The following is a 15,771-nucleotide window of genomic DNA, read 5'->3' as shown; positions in this document are numbered from 1 at the left end:
GGCCCTCCCCGTCCGGTTCTACTGAGGGCCTCGCGCGGGAGGTCCGGCCCCGTTCTTCCGGAGGCTCACCGGTGATGGCCGGGTCGACGCCTGTGCGCCGCAGTCTAGCGCGCCGGGCGGCGGCCGTGACGAGGTGCTCCCGCGTCCGGAAGGTGAGAGAACATTCATCGGCCGCTCATGCGAATCTCATCCGAGCACCGCATGCTGGAGTCATGCGCACAACGACACGACGCACCGCCGTTCCCGCCCTGGCCGCTGCCCTCGCCGTCACCCTCGCCGCCTGTGGCGGGGGCTCCGGCGGCGAGGACACCGGTGGCGAGGCACCGCCCGCGGAGGAGCCCACCACCGAGGAGACGACCGACGACTCGGCCGACGACACGACCGATGACGGCGCCACGGACGACGGCGCCGACGAGTCCTCGCCCACCGGTGAGAGCGGCGGTGGGAGCGCCCCGGACGACACGACCGCCGCGGCCCTGCAGGCGATCACCACCGCCGAGGAGGACGCGGGCGGTACGGCCTACGCCCTCGACGACTCCGACGACGACGGCACGTGGGAGGTCGACGTCGCTGCCGGGAACCGCTCGGTCGAGGTCGAGGTCAGCGCCGACGGGACCGAGGTCCTTCGGAGCGAGAACGACGACCTGGACAACGACGACCGGCGGGCACTGCAGAACGCCTCGACCGGCCTCGGGCAGGCGATCGAGCTCGCCGTGGCCGACGCCGGTGGCGCGATCGACGACGCCGAGCTGGACGAGGACAACAACCGCTACTTCTGGTCCGTGACGGTGGACACCCAGGACCGTCAGGACGTCGAGTACCGGGTCGACCCGGCCTCCGGCGAGCTGACGCGTGACCGGGACGACGACCGCGACAACGACCGGGACAACGACCGGGACGACGACCGGGACGACCGGGACGACGACCGGGACGACCGGGACAACGACCGGGACGACGACCGCGACGACTGAGCACGGCCGGTTTGACCCGGCGCCAGGCTGACGACAGGATGCCGTAACGCACAGGACGCCGCCTGTGCGTTACGGCATCGTCGTCTTCCGGGAAGGTCGCCATGCACTGCCTCGTCTACGGTGCGGGCGCCGTCGGCCTCTACACGGCCGCGGCTCTGGCGCGCGGGGGCGTCCCCGTCACCCTCAAGGCACGGTCCGCCTCCGCCGACCCGCTGACGCTGGTCCGCGGGGAACGCCACGAGGAGGTCGGAGACGTCCGGATCGTCGACGACCTCGCGGGCCATGGTCCGTTCGACTGGGCGATCGTGGCGACGAAGGCGTGGCAGGTGACGGACGCGGCCCGGGAGATCGTCCCGGTGCTGCGGCCGGGCCCTGGCCGCATCCTCACGGTCCAGAACGGCGTCGACGCGCCCGAGCACGTCCGGGGCGTGGCAGGGACGGCGGCCACGCTGGCCGGCACGGTGGTGGTCATCGCGCGGCGCCTCGCGCCGTCGGCGGTCGAGCTCGTGGGCGCGGACGCCTCGATCACGCTGGGCTACCTGGACCACCGCGACGTCGACGAGGGTGCCGCCGTCGTCCTCGAGGGCCTCGCGGCCGCCGGGATCTCGGCCTCGTGGACCGCCCGGGTCGACGTGGCGTTGTGGAAGAAGCTCGCGCTCGTCGCGTCCTACGGAGGTGTCGGCGCCCTGTCCGGCGCCACGGTCGGCGAGACCCGCGCGGTCCCCGAGGCCCGCGCCCTCGTCGAGCGGGCGGTGCAGGAGGTCCTCGCCGTCGCCCGCGCCCACGAGGTCCCGCTCACCGACGACGACCTCGCCGACGTCCTCGCGGTCTACGACGGCTTCGCGCCGGAGACCACCGCATCCATGCAGCGTGACCTGGCCGAGGGCCGGCCGTCCGAGCTGGCGGACCAGAACGGCGCGGTCGTGGCGCACGGCCGCCTGCTCGGCGTCGACACCCCGGTCCACGAGACGATCTTCGCCTCGCAGCTGCCCCGCGAGCGCTCCGCCCGGGGCACGGCGTGAGGCACCCGCTGCCCGACCTGCCCGCGAGCCTGGTCACCGATCTCGTCAACGAGTGGGGCACCGTGCCGGCCCGGGTCTCGAGCCGGCCCTGGACCGGCTTCCCGGAGCCGACCGCCCCGTGGCGGCGCGCGCTGGAGGCCGCATGGCCGGACGCCGCGCCGGGTGACGCCGAGATCGCCCGGGCCTCCGACGCCGTCCACCCGGTGTTCGCCGCCGGCGTCGAGGAGCGCCGGAACCTGCTGAACGGCCTGGTCGAGCGGGTCGACCTGCAGCCGCTGCTGCTGCCCTCCGCCCGCGGCTGGAGCACGGGCCGGCGCACCGAGATGCTCGTCGGTGCGATGGTCGCGACCCTCGTGCGCGCCGTGGACGCCGGGCACCGCCTCGGCGTCTGCGCGGCCGCCGACTGCGCCGACGTCTACCTCGACGGCTCCCCGGCGCAGAACCGGCGCTTCTGCTCGGTGCGATGCCAGGGCCGTGAGCGTGTGCGGGCCCACCGGGCCCACCGTGCTGACAGGAGGCGCGGGTGAGGGCCGCGGTCGGCGCGCTGCTGCCGTTCTTCGTCCTCCTCGGCGTGGGGCTGGTGCTGGGCCGGTTCGCGCGGTTCCGCGACGCCGAGCCGATCCTCACGGCGTTCGTCTTCTACGTCGCGCTCCCCTGCTTCCTCTTCGACACGCTCGCCGGGACCGACCCGGCAGGGTCGGGCGTCCCGGTCGGGATGCTGGCCGTGGCGGTGGCGGTCGCCGCGCTGGTGGCCACCGCCCTCGCGCTGCCGCTCGGGCGGGGGCGACGCCGCGGCGCCGGCAGCGAGGTCGCCCTGGCCGCCGGGTACGCGAACGTGGGCTACCTCGGAATCCCGGTCGCCGTCGGGCTGCTCGGCGAGGGCGCCGGGCTGGCCGCGGGCCTCGCGCAGCTGGCGCACAACGTCGTCTTCATGGTCGGCTACCCGGTGCTCGCGATCGCCCGCCGCGGTCGCGGCGAAGGGCTCGGGCCCGCACTGTGGGAGACGACGCGGCGGGCGATCCTGCTCAACCCGGTGACGATCAGCGTCGCGGCCGGGCTGCTCGTCGCCCATCTCGGGATCCGGCCGCCGCACGCGCTGACCGCGAGCATCGACCTGCTCGCCGGGGCCGCGGTGCCGGGCGCTCTGGTCGCGGTCGGGCTGACGCTCGGTCCGTCGCTGCGTGCCCTGACCTCCGGTGGCGTGCGGGTGCTCGACGTCGGCGCGGCCGTCACGACGAAGCTGCTGCTCCTGCCGGTCGCCACGTGGGGTGCGCTCGCGCTGCTCGCCCCGAGGCTGGACGCGACCTGGACCGGCACGCTCGTGCTCATGGCCGCGATGCCGACCTCGACGACGGCGTTCGTGCTGGCACGGGAGTACGGCGGCGACGGCCGCACCGCGGCGGCCACCATCGCCGCCAGCACCCTCGCCGCGATGCTGACGATCCCGCTCGTGGCCGCCCTGCTGCTGCCGTGACGGACGTCGCCGCGCGGCCCTGGCGGCTCAGCGCTCGCGGTGCACGACCGTGTTGCTGGCCTGGGCCCGCGGCCGCATGATGATCCGGTCCAGGTTGACGTGCGCCGGGCGGGTCAGGGCGAACACGATCACGTCCGCGACGTCCTCGGCCACCAGCGGCTCGGCGACACCGGCGTAGACGTCCTCCGCGGCCGCGGCGTCGCCGTGCAGCCGGTTGAGGGAGAACTCCTCGGTCTTCACCATCCCCGGCGCGACCTCGAGGATCCGGACCGGCTCCCCGACGAGCTCGAGGCGCAGGGTGTCCGCGATCATCCGCTCGGCGTGCTTGGCGGCCGTGTACCCGCCTCCTCCCGGGTAGGTGCCGTGTGCCGCGGTCGAGGTCACCACGAGGACGTCGCCCCCGCCGTCGGCCCGAAGCACGGGCAGCAGCCCCTGGGTGAGCCGCAGCGTGGCGACGACGTTGATCTCGTACATCCGCCGCCATTCGTCCACGTCCCCGGTCTCGACCGGGTCGGTGCCGAGCGCGCCTCCGGCGTTGTTGACCAGGGACCGCAGCGGACCGGTGCTGCGGACCCGCTCGACGAGGCCCTGGACGTCGCTCTCGTCGGTGAGGTCGGCGGTATACGTCTCGCAGCCGGTCTCCTCGGCGAGGGCGGCCAGCCGGTCCGCCCGCCGGGCCGTGGCGAGCACCTCCCACCCCTCCCGCCGCAGGCGCCGGACCGTGGCGGCGCCGATGCCGCTGGAGGCGCCGGTGACGAGGGCACGTGGTGCTGGGTTCTGCGGTGTCGTCTCGGCCATGGGTCGATCATGCCGTGTGCGTGGACCTCGTGACACGATCGTCCGCACGTCGACGTCAAGGAGCGGACAGATGAAGGTCGGGTTCATCGGGGCGGGCAACATGGCCGGCGCGATCGTGCGGGGCGCGGCGGGGAAGGCCGTCGCTCCCCAGGACGTGGTCGTCTCCTCCCTGCACGGACGCAGCGCGCAGGCGCTGGCCGCGGAGACGGGCGTCGCCGCGGCGTCCGACAACCTCGAGGTCGTCGAGCGGGTGGGCCCGGGCGGGCTCGTGGTGCTCGCCGTCAAGCCGCACCTGGTGGCGGAGGTCGTCCCGCCGCTGCGCGACGCGCTCGCCGCGCAGGGCAGTCTGGTGGCCTCGCTCGCGGCGGGCCTGACGCTGCCGACGCTCGAGTCGCTGCTGCCGGACGGCCAGGCGGTCGTGCGGGTGATGCCGAACGTCAACGCGCTGGTCGGGGCGGGGATGGCCGCGGTGTGTGGCAACGCGGCGACCACCGAGGACCAGGTCCGGTCCGTCGTCGCGCTGTTCGAGTCGGTCGGTGCCGCCACGGTGCTGCCGGAGCGCCTCTTCCCGGCCTACGCGGCGGTGGCCGGGTCGGCGCCGGCGTGGTCGGCGCTGTTCGTCGAGGCCCTCGCGCGCGCGGCCGTGAAGAACGGCATGCCGAAGGCGCAGGCGGTCTCGATCGCCGCGCAGATGCTTCTCGGCACCGCCCGGACCCTGCTGGAGACGGACACGGCCCCGACCCAGCTCGCGGACATGGTCTCCTCGCCCGGCGGGACCACCATCGCGGGCACCGTCGCGCTGGAGGACGCAGGCTTCTCGGCGGCCGTGGCGCGGTGCGTGCAGGCGGCGATCGACCGGGACCGCGAGCTCGCCTGAGGCCCGTTCCGCGCGTTTCGGACGCGCATCCCCTTCCTGGTGTCACGCGCCGTTGTTACGGTTGAGACATGCGTATGGGACGTCTCGTGGGCCTTGCTGTGGCCGTTGCGGGTGCGTGGGCGGCTGCGATCGCCGTCGCGTCACCGGCCGCCGCGGCGCCCGCGGGCGACGGCGGGCGCACGCCGCTGCGGGTCGCGACGTACAACGTGTCGCTCAACCGTGCGCAGCCCGGCCAGCTCGTCAGCGACCTGCGCTCGGACGACGAGCAGGCCGCGAACATCGCCCAGGTGCTGCAGACGACCCGGCCGGACGTGGTGCTCCTGAACGAGTTCGACCACGACGACGAGGGCCAGGCGGTGGACCTCTTCCGGTCCGACTACCTCGAGGTCAGCCAGCACGGCGAGGAGCCGATCGAGTACCCCTACGCGTACTCCGCCCCGGTCAACACCGGCGTGGACTCGGGCCTCGACCTCAACAACGACGGCCAGACCGGGACGGCGGACGACGCCCTCGGCTTCGGCGAGTTCCCCGGCCAGTACGGCATGGTCGTGCTCTCCCGGCACCCGATCGCCACGGAGCAGGTCCGGACCTTCCAGGACTTCCGCTGGCAGGACATGCCGGGCGCCCTCCTGCCGGACGACCCGGCCACAGCCGCCGCGGGTGACTGGTACAGCGAGGAGGAGCTGGGCGCGCTGCCCCTGTCGAGCAAGTCCCACTGGGACGTGCCCGTGCGCGTCGGCTCCACGACCGTCCATGTCCTCGCCGCACACCCGACCCCCCCGAGCTTCGACGGCGCCGAGGACCGCAACGGGCGTCGGAACCACGACGAGATCCGCTTCTGGGCGGACTACGTCGGCTCACCACGCCAGAGCTCCTACATCTACGACGACGACGGCGAGCGCGGGGGGCTGCGCCCCGGCAGCCGCTTCGTGATCGCCGGCGACTACAACGCCGACCCCGTCGACGGGGACTCGGTGGACGAGGCCATCACCCAGCTGCTCGACCATCCACGGGTCCGTGACCCGGAACCGGTCTCCAGCGGCGCCGTGGAGGCGGCCGAGCTGCAGGGTGGCGCGAACGCCCAGCACGACGGCGCGGCGGCCCTGGACACGGCCGACTTCGACGACCAGGCACCGGGCAACCTGCGGGTGGACTACGTGCTGCCGTCGAAGAACCTGCCGGTCCGCGACTCCGGCGTGTACTGGCCGGCGGCCGACGAGCCGGGGTCGGAGCTGACGGGCGAGCAACCGTTCCCGACCTCGGACCACCGTTCGGTCTGGGTCGACGTGCTCGTGCCGGGCCTGCGCTGACGCCGGCTGCGGGCTCGGCGACGGCCTCGTAGACTGCCTCTCGGCCCCGGAGGTCTCCGGTGCGCAGGTCCCGACCTGGACCTGCCGGTCCCGGCTGCAGCGCAGTGACTGCGGCGACAGCACCAGTTGTCGACCTCGGAGTTCACCCGTGCCCTGCCGTCGGACCGCCCCGCTCGCGCTCCTCACCGCCGTCCTGCTGGCCGGGTGCGGCGCGACCGCCGTCGACGGGCCGGGCACCTCGAGCACCGCGTCCTCGACGCCGGAGGGGTCCGCCGCGCCGTCGGGCGAGGACTCGCAGACCGTGAGCTCGTGCGGGGTCGAGACGACGCTGGAGACCCCGCCGGAGCGCGTCGTGACGATCAAGTCCTCCGCCACCGAGATGGTGCTGGCGCTCGGCGCGGGCGACCGGCTGGTGGGCACGGCGTTCTCGGACGGGCCGCTGCCCGAGGATCTCGCCGGCCAGGCCGAGGACGTTCCGGTGCTGGCCGAGCAGAACCCCTCCGCCGAGGCGGTGCTCGAGCTCGAGCCGGACCTGGTCTACGCCGGGTGGGAGTCGAACCTCAGCAGCGACGGAGCCGGCGAGCGGTCGATGTTCGACGACCTGGGGATCGCGACCTACGTCTCGCCGTCGGCCTGCCGCGAGGCTGATCACCAGCCGGAACGGCTGACCTTCGACCTCGTCTTCGAGGAGATCACCGAGGTGGGCCGGATCCTCGGCGGGGACTCCGTGGACGCGGCGGAGCGGCTCGTCGCGGAGCAGCGGGCGACGCTCGAGGACGTCCGGCCGACGGGTGAGGGGCGCACGGCCCTGTGGTACTCCTCCGGCAACGACGTGCCGTACGTCGGCGCCGGGATCGGGGCGCCGCAGATGATCATGGACGCTGTCGGGCTGCAGAACGTCGCCGAGGACGTGCCGGACACGTGGACGTCGATGGGCTGGGAGGCCGTCGCGTCCGCGGACCCCGACGTCATCGTCCTGGTGGACTCCGCCTGGAACACGGCGGAGTCCAAGATCGAGATGCTCGAGTCGAACCCGGTGACCCGGCGCCTCTCGGCGGTCCAGGACGGCCGCTACGTGGTGATCCCGTTCCCGGCGACCGAGGCCGGCGTGCGGAACGTGCCGGCCGCGGCGGACCTCTCGGCGCAGCTGGCCGAGGTGCCGCAGTGAGGATCGTCCGGTCGACCGCAGCGCTGGGGTTCACCCTGGTGATGCTCGTCGCCCTGTTGGTGCTGCTCGCCGGGTGGGCCCTCACGCTCGGGCAGGCGGACATCGGCGTGCTGGGCGTGTGGACCTCGGCCTGGCACCACGTCTGCGGGGCCGTCTTCGAGACGTGTCCGGCGAACCCGCTCGGCCGGATCGACGACGCGATCGTCTGGCAGGGCCGGGCCCCGCGCGTGGTGGGGGCCGCCGCGGTGGGCGCCGGGCTCGCGCTGTGCGGGGCGGTCATGCAGGCGCTGACCCGCAACCCGCTCGCCGACCCCTACCTGCTCGGCGTCTCCTCGGGCGCGTCGGTCGGCGCGGTGCTCGTCCTGGTGCTCGGGCTGGGCACCGCGCTGCCCCTGGCCGCCTTCCTCGGCGGCCTAGGCGCGCTGGTGCTCACCCTCGCACTCGCCAGCGGGCGCGGCGGCGGGCTGAGCCCGGTCCGGACGGTGCTGGCGGGCGTGGCCGTGGCGCAGGCAGCGTCCGCGGTCGTGAGCTTCGTGCTGTTCTGGTCCTCGACCGGCGACTCCTACCGGGAGATCCTCACGTGGCTCATGGGCTCGCTCGGCGGGGCGGTGTGGAGCGAGGCGTTCGTGGCACTGGCCGCATGCGCGGCCGTCGGGGGTTTCCTGCTGCTCCAGGCCAGGACGCTGGACGCGTTCACGTTCGGTGACGTCGCGGCCGCGGCGCTCGGCGTCGCGGTGACCCGGACGCGGTGGCTGCTGCTGGGGGCGTCGGCGCTGCTCACGGGCGTGCTGGTGTCGGTCGCCGGCGCCATCGGCTTCGTCGGCCTCGTGGTGCCGCACGCGGTCCGGCTGGTCGTCGGTGAACGCCATCACCGGCTGCTCCCGGTGGCCGCGCTGGCCGGGGCGTCGTTCCTGCTGCTGGCGGACACCGGGGCGCGGAGCCTGTTCGAGACCCGTGAGCTGCCGGTGGGGATCATGACGGCCGCGGTCGGTGCGCCGGTCTTCGCGTTGCTGCTGCGGCGTCGGGCAGGTGCCGCATGAGGGGCGGGGCCGAGCTGCGGATCGCCGGGCTCGCGGTCCGGCTCGGCGGCGTGCGGGTGCTGGACGGGGTCGACGCCGAGGTACCGGCCGGGTCGGTGACGGCGCTCGTCGGGCCGAACGGGGCGGGCAAGTCCACGGTGCTGCGGGCGATCGTCGGTGCGGTGCCCCTGGACGGTGCGCTGCTGCTCGACGGGGAGGACCTCGTCCGGATGACGCGCCGGAGTCGCGCCCGCCAGATCTCGCTCGTGGAGCAGGACGCGCCGGCCGCCGTGTCCCGCCGCGTGCTCGACGTGGTGCTGCTGGGCCGCACGCCGCACCGGCCGCGTTGGGGCGCCGACTCCGCGGACGACCTGGCGATCGTCGACGCCGCGCTGGAGCGAGCCGGGGCGGCATGGCTGCGGGACCGGGACTTCGCGACGCTGTCCGGCGGCGAGCGCCAGCGCGTGCACCTGGCACGGGCGCTGGCGCAGGAGCCGCGGCTGCTGCTGCTCGACGAGCCGACGAACCATCTCGACGTGGCGGCCCAGCTCGACGTGCTCGCGCTCGCCCGGGACCTGCGGCACGACGGCGTCACCGTGCTGGCGGCACTGCACGACCTCAACCACGCGCTGCGCTACGCCGACCACGTCGTCGTCCTGTCGGCCGGCCGCGCCGTGGCCGCGGGACCGCCGGAGCAGGTGCTCACCGGCGAGCTGGTGAGCGAGGTCTACCGGGTGCGTGCGCGGCGTGTCAGTGCGGGCGACCACGAGCTGCTGGTCATGGACCGGGAGCCGGGGGCCGCGATGCCGGTGACTCCGGCCCGGACGGACCGGGAGGTCCGGGCGGGCCGCTAGCGCGGGCCGGGGATGTGCTCGACCGGTGGCGTCACGGCTCGTCCACGCCCTTGCGGAACATGTCCTCCTCAGGCGGGCGGACCAGCGACGCGGCACCCTCGCCGTCGTCCTCGGTGACGGCGTGGCCCATACCCCGTACCACCGCCACCGGACGGCCGGAGACCTTGCCCTTGACGAGCTCCGCAGCCGCCGCGATCTCGTCGGCCACGCCGATGACGGTCGTCTGCAGCGCACGGCCGTACCGGTCGCGGGCCCCACGCATGTCGGACAGCACGCGCACCCCGGCGGCCCCGATCGCCATGTCCACCACACCACGGCGCCAGGGCCGGCCGGCGGTGTCCGTGACGATGACGCCGGGCCGCACCCCGGTCCGGGCGTGCAGGCCACGGCGGATCCGGCGGGCGGAGGCGTCCGGGTCCTCCGGCAGCAGCAGTGCCGTGCCGGCGGGCACGTCCGAGGTGTCGACGCCGGCAGCGGCCATGACCAGGCCGAGCCGGTTCTCCACGATCCGCAGCATCCCGCCGTCGGGCTTCGGCCGCTGCGCGACCACCCGCACCGTCTCGTCCGCGATCACCCGCTCGCGCTCGGCCTCGTCGCGCGCCGCCACGAGGCGCCCCTCGGCCTTCGAGACGATCTTGGAGGAGACCACCACGACGTCCCCCTCGGCCAGCCCGCGCGTGCCGTCCGGCCACACGACGCCCTCGAGCGCCGGGGTGAGGACGGCGGCGAGGTCGTCACCCTTCGTCACCACGGGCACGCCGTCGGGTGCGACGGCGGTGAGGGACGTGCCGACCGCCGCGTCTGCGTCCCCGCTCACCGACTGAGCTTCGACAGGACGTCGCGACCGAAGACCTCGGCCCACTCCGCCTGGTTGCGGCCGACGTTGTGCAGGTAGATCCGGTCGAACCCGAGGTCGACGTACCGCTGGATCTCCGCGCGGTGCTCGTCCGGGTCGGCGGAGATCACCATGCGGCCGGCGAAGTCCTCCTCGCGGACCAGCTTGGCCATCGCCGCGAAGTCGAACGGCGAGCGGATGTCCGCCTTCGGGAACTTCATCCCGCCGTTGGGCCACTGGTCCATGGCGTTCGCCAGGGCCTCCTCGTCCGTGGGCGCCCACGACATGTGCAGCTGGAGCACCTTGGGCATCGCCTCCGGGTCCTTGCCCGCCTCACGGGCCCCGTCGGCGAACTTCTCGAACAGGCCGGAGATCTTCTCCAGCGGCGCGCCGACCGTGATGAGACCGTCCGCGTGCTTGCCGGCCCGGCGAGCGGTGACCGGGCCGCCGGTCGCCACGAGGATCGGCGGAGCCTCCTCGGGCATGGTCCACAGCCGCGTCGACTCCAGCTTGTAGTACTGCCCGGCGTGCTTCGTGTCCTTGCCGGCCAGGGAGTTCGTGAACAGCTTCCGAATGATGTCGATCGCCTCGAACATCCGGTTGATGCGCTCCGGCGCCTCCGGCCAGTACCCGGCGACGATGTGCTCGTTGAGTGCCTCGCCCGAGCCCAGACCGAGCCAGTGCCGGCCGGGGTACATGGCCGCGAGGGTCGCCGAGGCCTGGGCCACCATGGCCGGGTGCCACCGGAACGTCGGCGCCGTGACTCCCGGCCCGAGGTCACCGCGGGTGCGCTCCCCGACGGCGGTCAGCACGTTCCACACGAACGCCGCCTGCCCCTGGGTCGGCGTCCACGGCTGGAAGTGGTCCGCCGCCATCACGCCCGAGAACCCGTGCTCCTCCGCGAGCGCGGAGTACTCGACGGCCTCGGTCGGGGAGAACTGCTCGAGGGCGGCGGCATAACCGATCGTCAGTGTCATGACGCCATCCTTTCAGGTCCGGCGGCTGACGACACGGGCGGTGCCGGCAGTCCCGGCAACGTCACCGGGCGTACGCCGGCGGCTCGTCCTCGCCGGACTCCTCGGCCTCCTCGGCCGCCTCCTTGGTGGGGTGGACGGCGCCGTCGGCGTGATGAGCCGGACCGTAGACCGTGTAGAGCACGAGCGGGCTCTTGCCGACGTTGATGAAGTTGTGCCGCTGCCCCGCGGCGACGGCCACGATGTCGCCGGCCGCGACGAACTGCTCCTCACCGTCGACCACGGCCTTGCCGGAGCCGGAGACGAAGCTGAGGATCTGGTCGTTGTCCGGGTGGGTCTCCTCACCGATGTCGTCACCCGGGGCGATCGTCATGACGACCACCTGGCTGTGCTCGCCGGTCCACAGCACGCGCCGGTAGTCGGACGTCGCCCTCGCGTCGTCGGGCGACCAGTGATGGATGCTCATCTGCTCCTCCTCGTCGGAACCTGCTGGGGCCACCTTCTCGCACGTCAGGCGGGCGTGCACCCGCGGTAGGCGTCCACCAGCCGCCGGGCCACGGCGGTGCTGTCCACCAGCGGGTGCGCCGCGAAGGCACGCCATGCCGTGTCCCGGTCGCCGGTGCGGGCCGCCTCGATCAGCAGCCGCTCGCAGGCCTTGACCGCCTGGACCCGGGCCAGCATCACCGGTGCCAGCGGGCGGGCCGGAGGCAGCGGACGGATCCCGCCGCCGTCGGCGAGCACCGGCACCTCGACGACCGCGTCCCCCGGCAGCCCGTCGATCAGCGGCTCGCCGTCCGGACCGGTGTTCGCCACGTCGAGGATCATCCGGTGCTGCTCGCCGCCGAGGAGGGCCGCCATGAGGTCCACGGCGACCTCGTGGTAGCCGCCGCCGAGGTCCTCCTCCGCCCGCTCCCCCGCGTCCTGCGTGTCCCGCTCGGTGGCCATGTACGTGGCCTCCCGCTCGGCGAGCGTCTCGCGCCACAGGTCCAGTGCCCGCCCCGGCTCGGCCGCCGCACGCGTGTAGAAGGCGCTCTGCTGCGCGTCGAGGAACTCCCCCCGGGTCCGTCCGCCGGCGGCGATACCGGCGAGCGCCTCCCGGGCGAAGTCGTAGTAGTACAGGTACTCGTTCGGTACCGCCCCGAGCGTGCGCACCCAGTCCGCCCCCATGAGCCGGACCTCCTCGAGGCTTCCGAGCGCGGCGTCGTCGCGGAGGAGGTCCGCGAGCAGGTCGGAACCCTCGGCGCGCAGACCCATCAGCCACCCCAGGTGGTTCAGGCCCGCGTAGTCCACCTCGACCAGCCCGGAGTCGAAGGCCCGCGGGTCCCGCCGGAGTGCGCGCAGCACGCGCCGCACGAGCGAGATGGGCGTGTCGCAGATTCCGACCACCCGTTCGCCCAGCCGGTCCCGCATCGCCTCGGTCACGATCGAGGCCGGGTTCGTGAAGCTGATCGTCCAGGCCTGCGGCGCGAGCGTGGCGATCCGGTCGGCCACGTGGTCGACCACCGGCACGGTGCGCAGCGCGTACGCCAGCCCGCCCGGGCCGACGGTCTCCTGCCCGAGCACGCCCTCCCCAAGCGCCACCCGCTCGTCGCGCGTGCGGCCGGCCGTCCCGCCGACCCGGATCGCGGAGAACACCACGTGGGCGCCGGCGACCGCGTCGTCCAGGTCCGTCGTCGCCCGCACCACCGGCCCGCCCTCGCCGAGCCCGCGCAGGACGTGCGTCATCACCTCGAGGCGTCCGGGATCCTCGTCGTGCAGGACCACCTCGTCCACCGCGACCCGGTCCGACGCCGCGAGGACTGCCTGGTGCACGAGCGGGACGCGGAAACCGCCGCCACCGAGAATCGTCAGAATCACCTTCAGCACGGTACTGGCGGATGGCAGGATCGTGGCCATCATGACCGTGCCTGCGAACGCACCGGCCGAGCTCGACCTCCTCGTCACCGGACCTGTCTTCTTCGACCTCGTCTTCACCGGCCTGGACCACGGTCCCGTGGCCGGCACCGAGGTCTGGGCGGACGGCATGGGCTCCGCACCGGGTGGCATCGCCAACCTGGCGGTCGCGGCGTCCCGGCTCGGGCTGAGCACCGGGCTGGCCGCCGCGTTCGGGGACGACGCCTACGCCGACTGGCTGTGGTCCGTGCTGGGCCAGCAGGAGGGCGTGGACCTCACCGCCTCCCGGCGGTACCGGCACTGGCACACCTCCGTGACGGTCTCCCTCGCCCTGGACGGCGACCGCGCCATGGTCAGTCACGGGCACGCCGACCCGGAGCCGGTCGGCACCCTGGTCGACGCCGCGCGCCCGGCCCGCGCCGTCGTCGCCGAGCTCACCGGGCCGGGTACCGACCCGTGGTGGCGCCGCGTGAGCGAGACCGGGTCCCTCGTCTTCGCCGACGCCGGCTGGGATCCCGCGGAGCGCTGGGACCCCGCGCGGCTGACCCTGCTCGACGGGTGCCACGCCTTCACGCCGAACGCCGCCGAGGCGATGGCCTACACCCGCACGGACACCGCCTCCGACGCCGCCCGCGTGCTGGCGGGCCACGTCCCGCTCGCCGTGGTCACCATGGGCGGCGAGGGCGCCCTCGCGGTCGACTCGGGCTCCGGCGAGGAGGTCCGGGTGGACCCTCTGCACGTCCAGGCGCTGGACGCCACCGGCGCCGGCGACGTCTTCGCGGCCGCCCTGGTCACCGGCACGCTGAACAACTGGGACCTGCAGCGGCGCCTACGGTTCGCGGTGCTGTGCTCGGCCCTGGCCGTGCGCCACTTCGGCGGCTCCCTCGCGGCGCCGGGCTGGGGCGACATCGCGGACTGGTGGAACGCCACGGTCGCGGCGGCCCAGACGGGCGAACGGTCGGCCCGCGAGACGGCGGACCGGTACGAGTTCCTCGACGACGCGATCCCCGGCCACCCGCTCGCCCGGGTGCGCCGGGCGGACGCCACGATCGCCCGGTTCTCCGACGTCGACCCCGGAGGGGCGGGCCCAGCGCCCACCGTGCGGACCTAGGCGTGGCCGGTGAGACGGTGCTGCCGACGTCTCAGCCCGGCTCGACCCGTCGGTACTCCTGCTCCTCGCCGCGGTCCCGGACGACGACGCCCATCCGCATGAGCTCCTCACGGGCCTCCTCCGCGGCGCCCGGCCGCTTGTCCGCCAGGGCCCGCGCCCGTCCGCGCAGCAGCTCGTGCGCACGGGGCTCGAGGTCCCGGCTGCGGTCCACCCACGTGGTGAACCGGGCGTCGTGCGGGTCGGTCGTACCCATCCACGGGTAGCCGAACTGTCCGAAAGCCCTCTCGAGCCGGCCGGCGAGGCCGCTGTCCGAACGTGTGCGGGACAGCTCGTGCGACTGGTGATCGAGCAGGACGAGCTCGTCCTTGTCCAGGAAGATCCCGGCGATCTCCGCGCGCGCATAGGTCGCGCGGCGCTTGCCGCTCGTCAGCACCACGTCCTGGGCATCGACCGTCACCTGGCCGACCTCCTCGCCCCAGATGCCGAACACGATCCAGCCACCCACGAGCCCGACCACCGTCAGCAGCGGCATCGCCCAGACGAGCGGGAGCTGGTCGATCAGCCGCAGCGGGGCGGGGGCGCCGTCCACGGTGCGCAGGAGCCAACCGACCACCGGACCGACGGCGAGCGAGCAGGCGAGCCCGAGCGCCGCGCCGACCGCGGCGAAGACCGGGGCCAGCCGCTTGTCCAGCGTCACCGTGATGCTGCTCTCGGGCACGGCCTCCGACCCTTCTGCGACGGGCGATTCTACGTCAGCGTATCCTAAGACCGAGCGCTCAATCTATTAATGCTCGAGCTCGTCGAACGGGCGGCGCGAGGTGCGCGAGGCAGGAGGATCATGGCCCGGACGCTCGACCCCGCACGGCACGCCGCCCGGCGCCGGCACATCCAGGACAGCGCCGCCGCGCTCTTCGCCGAGCACGGCTACGACCGGACGACCACGGCGCAGATCTGCCGCGCGGCGGGCATCAGCCCGGGCAACCTCTACCACTACTTCGCCAGCAAGAAGCAGGTCTTCGTCGCGGTGCTGACCGACGACGACGCCGAGACGGCCGACCTCCTCGAGCATCTGCTCCGCAGCGACCGGCCGCTCGAGGCGCTGACGGAGTTCGTCGACCATCTCGCCGCACCCGCCGCGGCGCACCCCGCCGTTCCGAAGCTGGTGCTCGAGGCCCTGCTCCAGGCGCACCGGGACCCCGAGATCGCCGTCGTCCTCGAGGAGGCCGACGCCGCCGAACGTGACGGCATGGCCGCGTTGGTACGGCGGGCGGTCGACGCCGGCGAGGCCCGCGCCGACCTCGACCCGGCCGATACGGCGGCATGGCTGTCGACGTTGGTCGGGGCCGTCTACCTCGACGGAGCCCTCCAGGAGGACGGCGACACCAGCGTTCGCCTCGGTCAGCTGCGGCACACGGTGCGGGCGTACCTCACCGCGTGAGCCCTCACGCCGGTGCGTCCGCGCCCG

The 15,771-nt window shown here is 74.1% G+C and carries 17 protein-coding genes; 11 read left to right on the top strand and 6 right to left on the bottom strand.

Features of this window, described 5'->3' with window-relative positions; genetic code table 11:
* Positions 1-212: 212 nt before the first annotated feature.
* The 4 genes from ACFQQL_RS08905 (at position 213) to ACFQQL_RS08890 (ending at position 3,467) form a co-directional block, all read left to right on the top strand.
* On the top strand, positions 213-971 hold the full coding sequence (locus ACFQQL_RS08905) for a PepSY domain-containing protein (RefSeq protein ID WP_382393360.1): 759 nt from the start codon (positions 213-215) through the stop codon (positions 969-971).
* A 101-nt stretch (positions 972-1,072) separates the two neighbouring features.
* A complete protein-coding gene (locus tag ACFQQL_RS08900; RefSeq protein WP_382393358.1) occupies positions 1,073-1,993 on the top strand; it encodes a ketopantoate reductase family protein in 921 nt (306 codons plus the stop codon).
* Positions 1,990-2,520: a CGNR zinc finger domain-containing protein gene (locus ACFQQL_RS08895; RefSeq protein ID WP_382393356.1), complete on the top strand. Its 531-nt coding sequence runs from the start codon at positions 1,990-1,992 to the stop codon at positions 2,518-2,520. Before ACFQQL_RS08900 ends, ACFQQL_RS08895 begins: the two co-directional genes overlap by 4 nt.
* Complete coding sequence (locus ACFQQL_RS08890; RefSeq protein ID WP_382393354.1) at positions 2,517-3,467, top strand: AEC family transporter; 951 nt, start codon at positions 2,517-2,519, stop codon at positions 3,465-3,467. Before ACFQQL_RS08895 ends, ACFQQL_RS08890 begins: the two co-directional genes overlap by 4 nt.
* 27 nt (positions 3,468-3,494) lie before the next feature.
* Here the strand turns inward: ACFQQL_RS08890 and ACFQQL_RS08885 are convergent, their stop codons facing one another.
* A complete protein-coding gene (locus ACFQQL_RS08885; RefSeq protein WP_382393352.1) occupies positions 3,495-4,265 on the bottom strand; it encodes an SDR family oxidoreductase in 771 nt (256 codons plus the stop codon).
* Between the two features lie 70 nt (positions 4,266-4,335).
* Between ACFQQL_RS08885 and proC the strand changes: the two genes are divergently transcribed.
* The 5 genes from proC to ACFQQL_RS08860 all read left to right on the top strand — a co-directional run bounded on the left by proC (position 4,336) and on the right by ACFQQL_RS08860 (position 9,493).
* Positions 4,336-5,142, top strand: coding sequence for a pyrroline-5-carboxylate reductase (gene proC / locus ACFQQL_RS08880; RefSeq protein WP_382393350.1), 807 nt, complete (start codon positions 4,336-4,338; stop codon positions 5,140-5,142).
* A gap of 74 nt (positions 5,143-5,216) precedes the next feature.
* Positions 5,217-6,452 (top strand): endonuclease/exonuclease/phosphatase family protein, encoded by a 1,236-nt coding sequence (locus ACFQQL_RS08875; RefSeq protein WP_382393816.1) that lies wholly within the window; start codon positions 5,217-5,219, stop codon positions 6,450-6,452.
* Between the two features lie 148 nt (positions 6,453-6,600).
* Positions 6,601-7,620, top strand: a complete 1,020-nt coding sequence (locus ACFQQL_RS08870; protein WP_382393349.1) for a putative F420-0 ABC transporter substrate-binding protein — start codon at positions 6,601-6,603, stop codon at positions 7,618-7,620.
* Positions 7,617-8,660 carry an iron chelate uptake ABC transporter family permease subunit gene (locus ACFQQL_RS08865; protein ID WP_382393347.1) on the top strand — a complete coding sequence of 348 codons (1,044 nt, stop codon included), beginning with the start codon at positions 7,617-7,619 and terminating at the stop codon, positions 8,658-8,660. The genes ACFQQL_RS08870 and ACFQQL_RS08865 overlap by 4 nt, the downstream gene beginning before the upstream one ends.
* On the top strand, positions 8,657-9,493 hold the full coding sequence (locus ACFQQL_RS08860; protein WP_382393345.1) for an ABC transporter ATP-binding protein: 837 nt from the start codon (positions 8,657-8,659) through the stop codon (positions 9,491-9,493). Before ACFQQL_RS08865 ends, ACFQQL_RS08860 begins: the two co-directional genes overlap by 4 nt.
* A gap of 31 nt (positions 9,494-9,524) precedes the next feature.
* Here ACFQQL_RS08860 and cofE read toward each other — a convergent pair whose 3' ends face one another.
* From cofE to ACFQQL_RS08840, 4 genes are all read right to left on the bottom strand, one after another.
* A complete protein-coding gene (gene cofE, locus ACFQQL_RS08855) occupies positions 9,525-10,310 on the bottom strand; it encodes a coenzyme F420-0:L-glutamate ligase (RefSeq protein WP_382393343.1) in 786 nt (261 codons plus the stop codon).
* A complete protein-coding gene (locus ACFQQL_RS08850) occupies positions 10,307-11,305 on the bottom strand; it encodes a TIGR03557 family F420-dependent LLM class oxidoreductase (RefSeq protein ID WP_382393341.1) in 999 nt (332 codons plus the stop codon). Before ACFQQL_RS08850 ends, cofE begins: the two co-directional genes overlap by 4 nt.
* Before the next feature lie 61 nt (positions 11,306-11,366).
* The gene (locus tag ACFQQL_RS08845) at positions 11,367-11,768 is read right to left on the bottom strand and encodes a cupin domain-containing protein (protein WP_382393339.1); all 402 of its coding nucleotides are present in this window, start codon (positions 11,766-11,768) and stop codon (positions 11,367-11,369) included.
* 44 nt (positions 11,769-11,812) lie between these two features.
* Positions 11,813-13,159, bottom strand: a complete 1,347-nt coding sequence (locus tag ACFQQL_RS08840) for a family 4 glycosyl hydrolase (protein ID WP_382393337.1) — start codon at positions 13,157-13,159, stop codon at positions 11,813-11,815.
* Positions 13,160-13,199: 40 nt separating this feature from the next.
* Between ACFQQL_RS08840 and ACFQQL_RS08835 the strand changes: the two genes are divergently transcribed.
* Positions 13,200-14,306, top strand: a complete 1,107-nt coding sequence (locus tag ACFQQL_RS08835) for a carbohydrate kinase family protein (protein WP_382393335.1) — start codon at positions 13,200-13,202, stop codon at positions 14,304-14,306.
* A 31-nt stretch (positions 14,307-14,337) separates the two neighbouring features.
* Here ACFQQL_RS08835 and ACFQQL_RS08830 read toward each other — a convergent pair whose 3' ends face one another.
* The gene (locus ACFQQL_RS08830; RefSeq protein ID WP_382393333.1) at positions 14,338-15,024 is read right to left on the bottom strand and encodes a YqeB family protein; all 687 of its coding nucleotides are present in this window, start codon (positions 15,022-15,024) and stop codon (positions 14,338-14,340) included.
* Positions 15,025-15,144: 120 nt separating this feature from the next.
* On the opposite strand from ACFQQL_RS08830, the gene ACFQQL_RS08825 reads away from it, so the two are divergent.
* Positions 15,145-15,744 carry a TetR/AcrR family transcriptional regulator gene (locus ACFQQL_RS08825; protein WP_382393331.1) on the top strand — a complete coding sequence of 200 codons (600 nt, stop codon included), beginning with the start codon at positions 15,145-15,147 and terminating at the stop codon, positions 15,742-15,744.
* The last annotated feature ends 27 nt before the right edge of the window (positions 15,745-15,771 follow it).

It is taken from the genome of Georgenia alba, assembly GCF_042665525.1.
Taxonomy (GTDB): Bacteria; Actinomycetota; Actinomycetes; order Actinomycetales; family Actinomycetaceae; genus Allobogoriella; species Allobogoriella alba.
This window is presented reverse-complemented; position numbering and strand designations above follow the sequence as displayed.

Excerpts from the sequence above, each read along its gene's own strand:
- proC (WP_382393350.1), top strand. The coding sequence starts at position 4,336 with ATGAAGGTCGGGTTCATCGGGGCGGGCAACATGGCCGGCGCGATCGTG.
- ACFQQL_RS08900 (WP_382393358.1), top strand. The coding sequence starts at position 1,073 with ATGCACTGCCTCGTCTACGGTGCGGGCGCCGTCGGCCTCTACACGGCC.
- ACFQQL_RS08835 (WP_382393335.1), top strand. The coding sequence starts at position 13,200 with ATGACCGTGCCTGCGAACGCACCGGCCGAGCTCGACCTCCTCGTCACC.
- ACFQQL_RS08825 (WP_382393331.1), top strand. The coding sequence starts at position 15,145 with ATGGCCCGGACGCTCGACCCCGCACGGCACGCCGCCCGGCGCCGGCAC.
- ACFQQL_RS08860 (WP_382393345.1), top strand. The coding sequence starts at position 8,657 with ATGAGGGGCGGGGCCGAGCTGCGGATCGCCGGGCTCGCGGTCCGGCTC.
- ACFQQL_RS08850 (WP_382393341.1), bottom strand. The coding sequence starts at position 11,305 with ATGACACTGACGATCGGTTATGCCGCCGCCCTCGAGCAGTTCTCCCCG.
- ACFQQL_RS08905 (WP_382393360.1), top strand. The coding sequence starts at position 213 with ATGCGCACAACGACACGACGCACCGCCGTTCCCGCCCTGGCCGCTGCC.
- ACFQQL_RS08875 (WP_382393816.1), top strand. The coding sequence starts at position 5,217 with ATGGGACGTCTCGTGGGCCTTGCTGTGGCCGTTGCGGGTGCGTGGGCG.
- ACFQQL_RS08845 (WP_382393339.1), bottom strand. The coding sequence starts at position 11,768 with ATGAGCATCCATCACTGGTCGCCCGACGACGCGAGGGCGACGTCCGAC.
- ACFQQL_RS08885 (WP_382393352.1), bottom strand. The coding sequence starts at position 4,265 with ATGGCCGAGACGACACCGCAGAACCCAGCACCACGTGCCCTCGTCACC.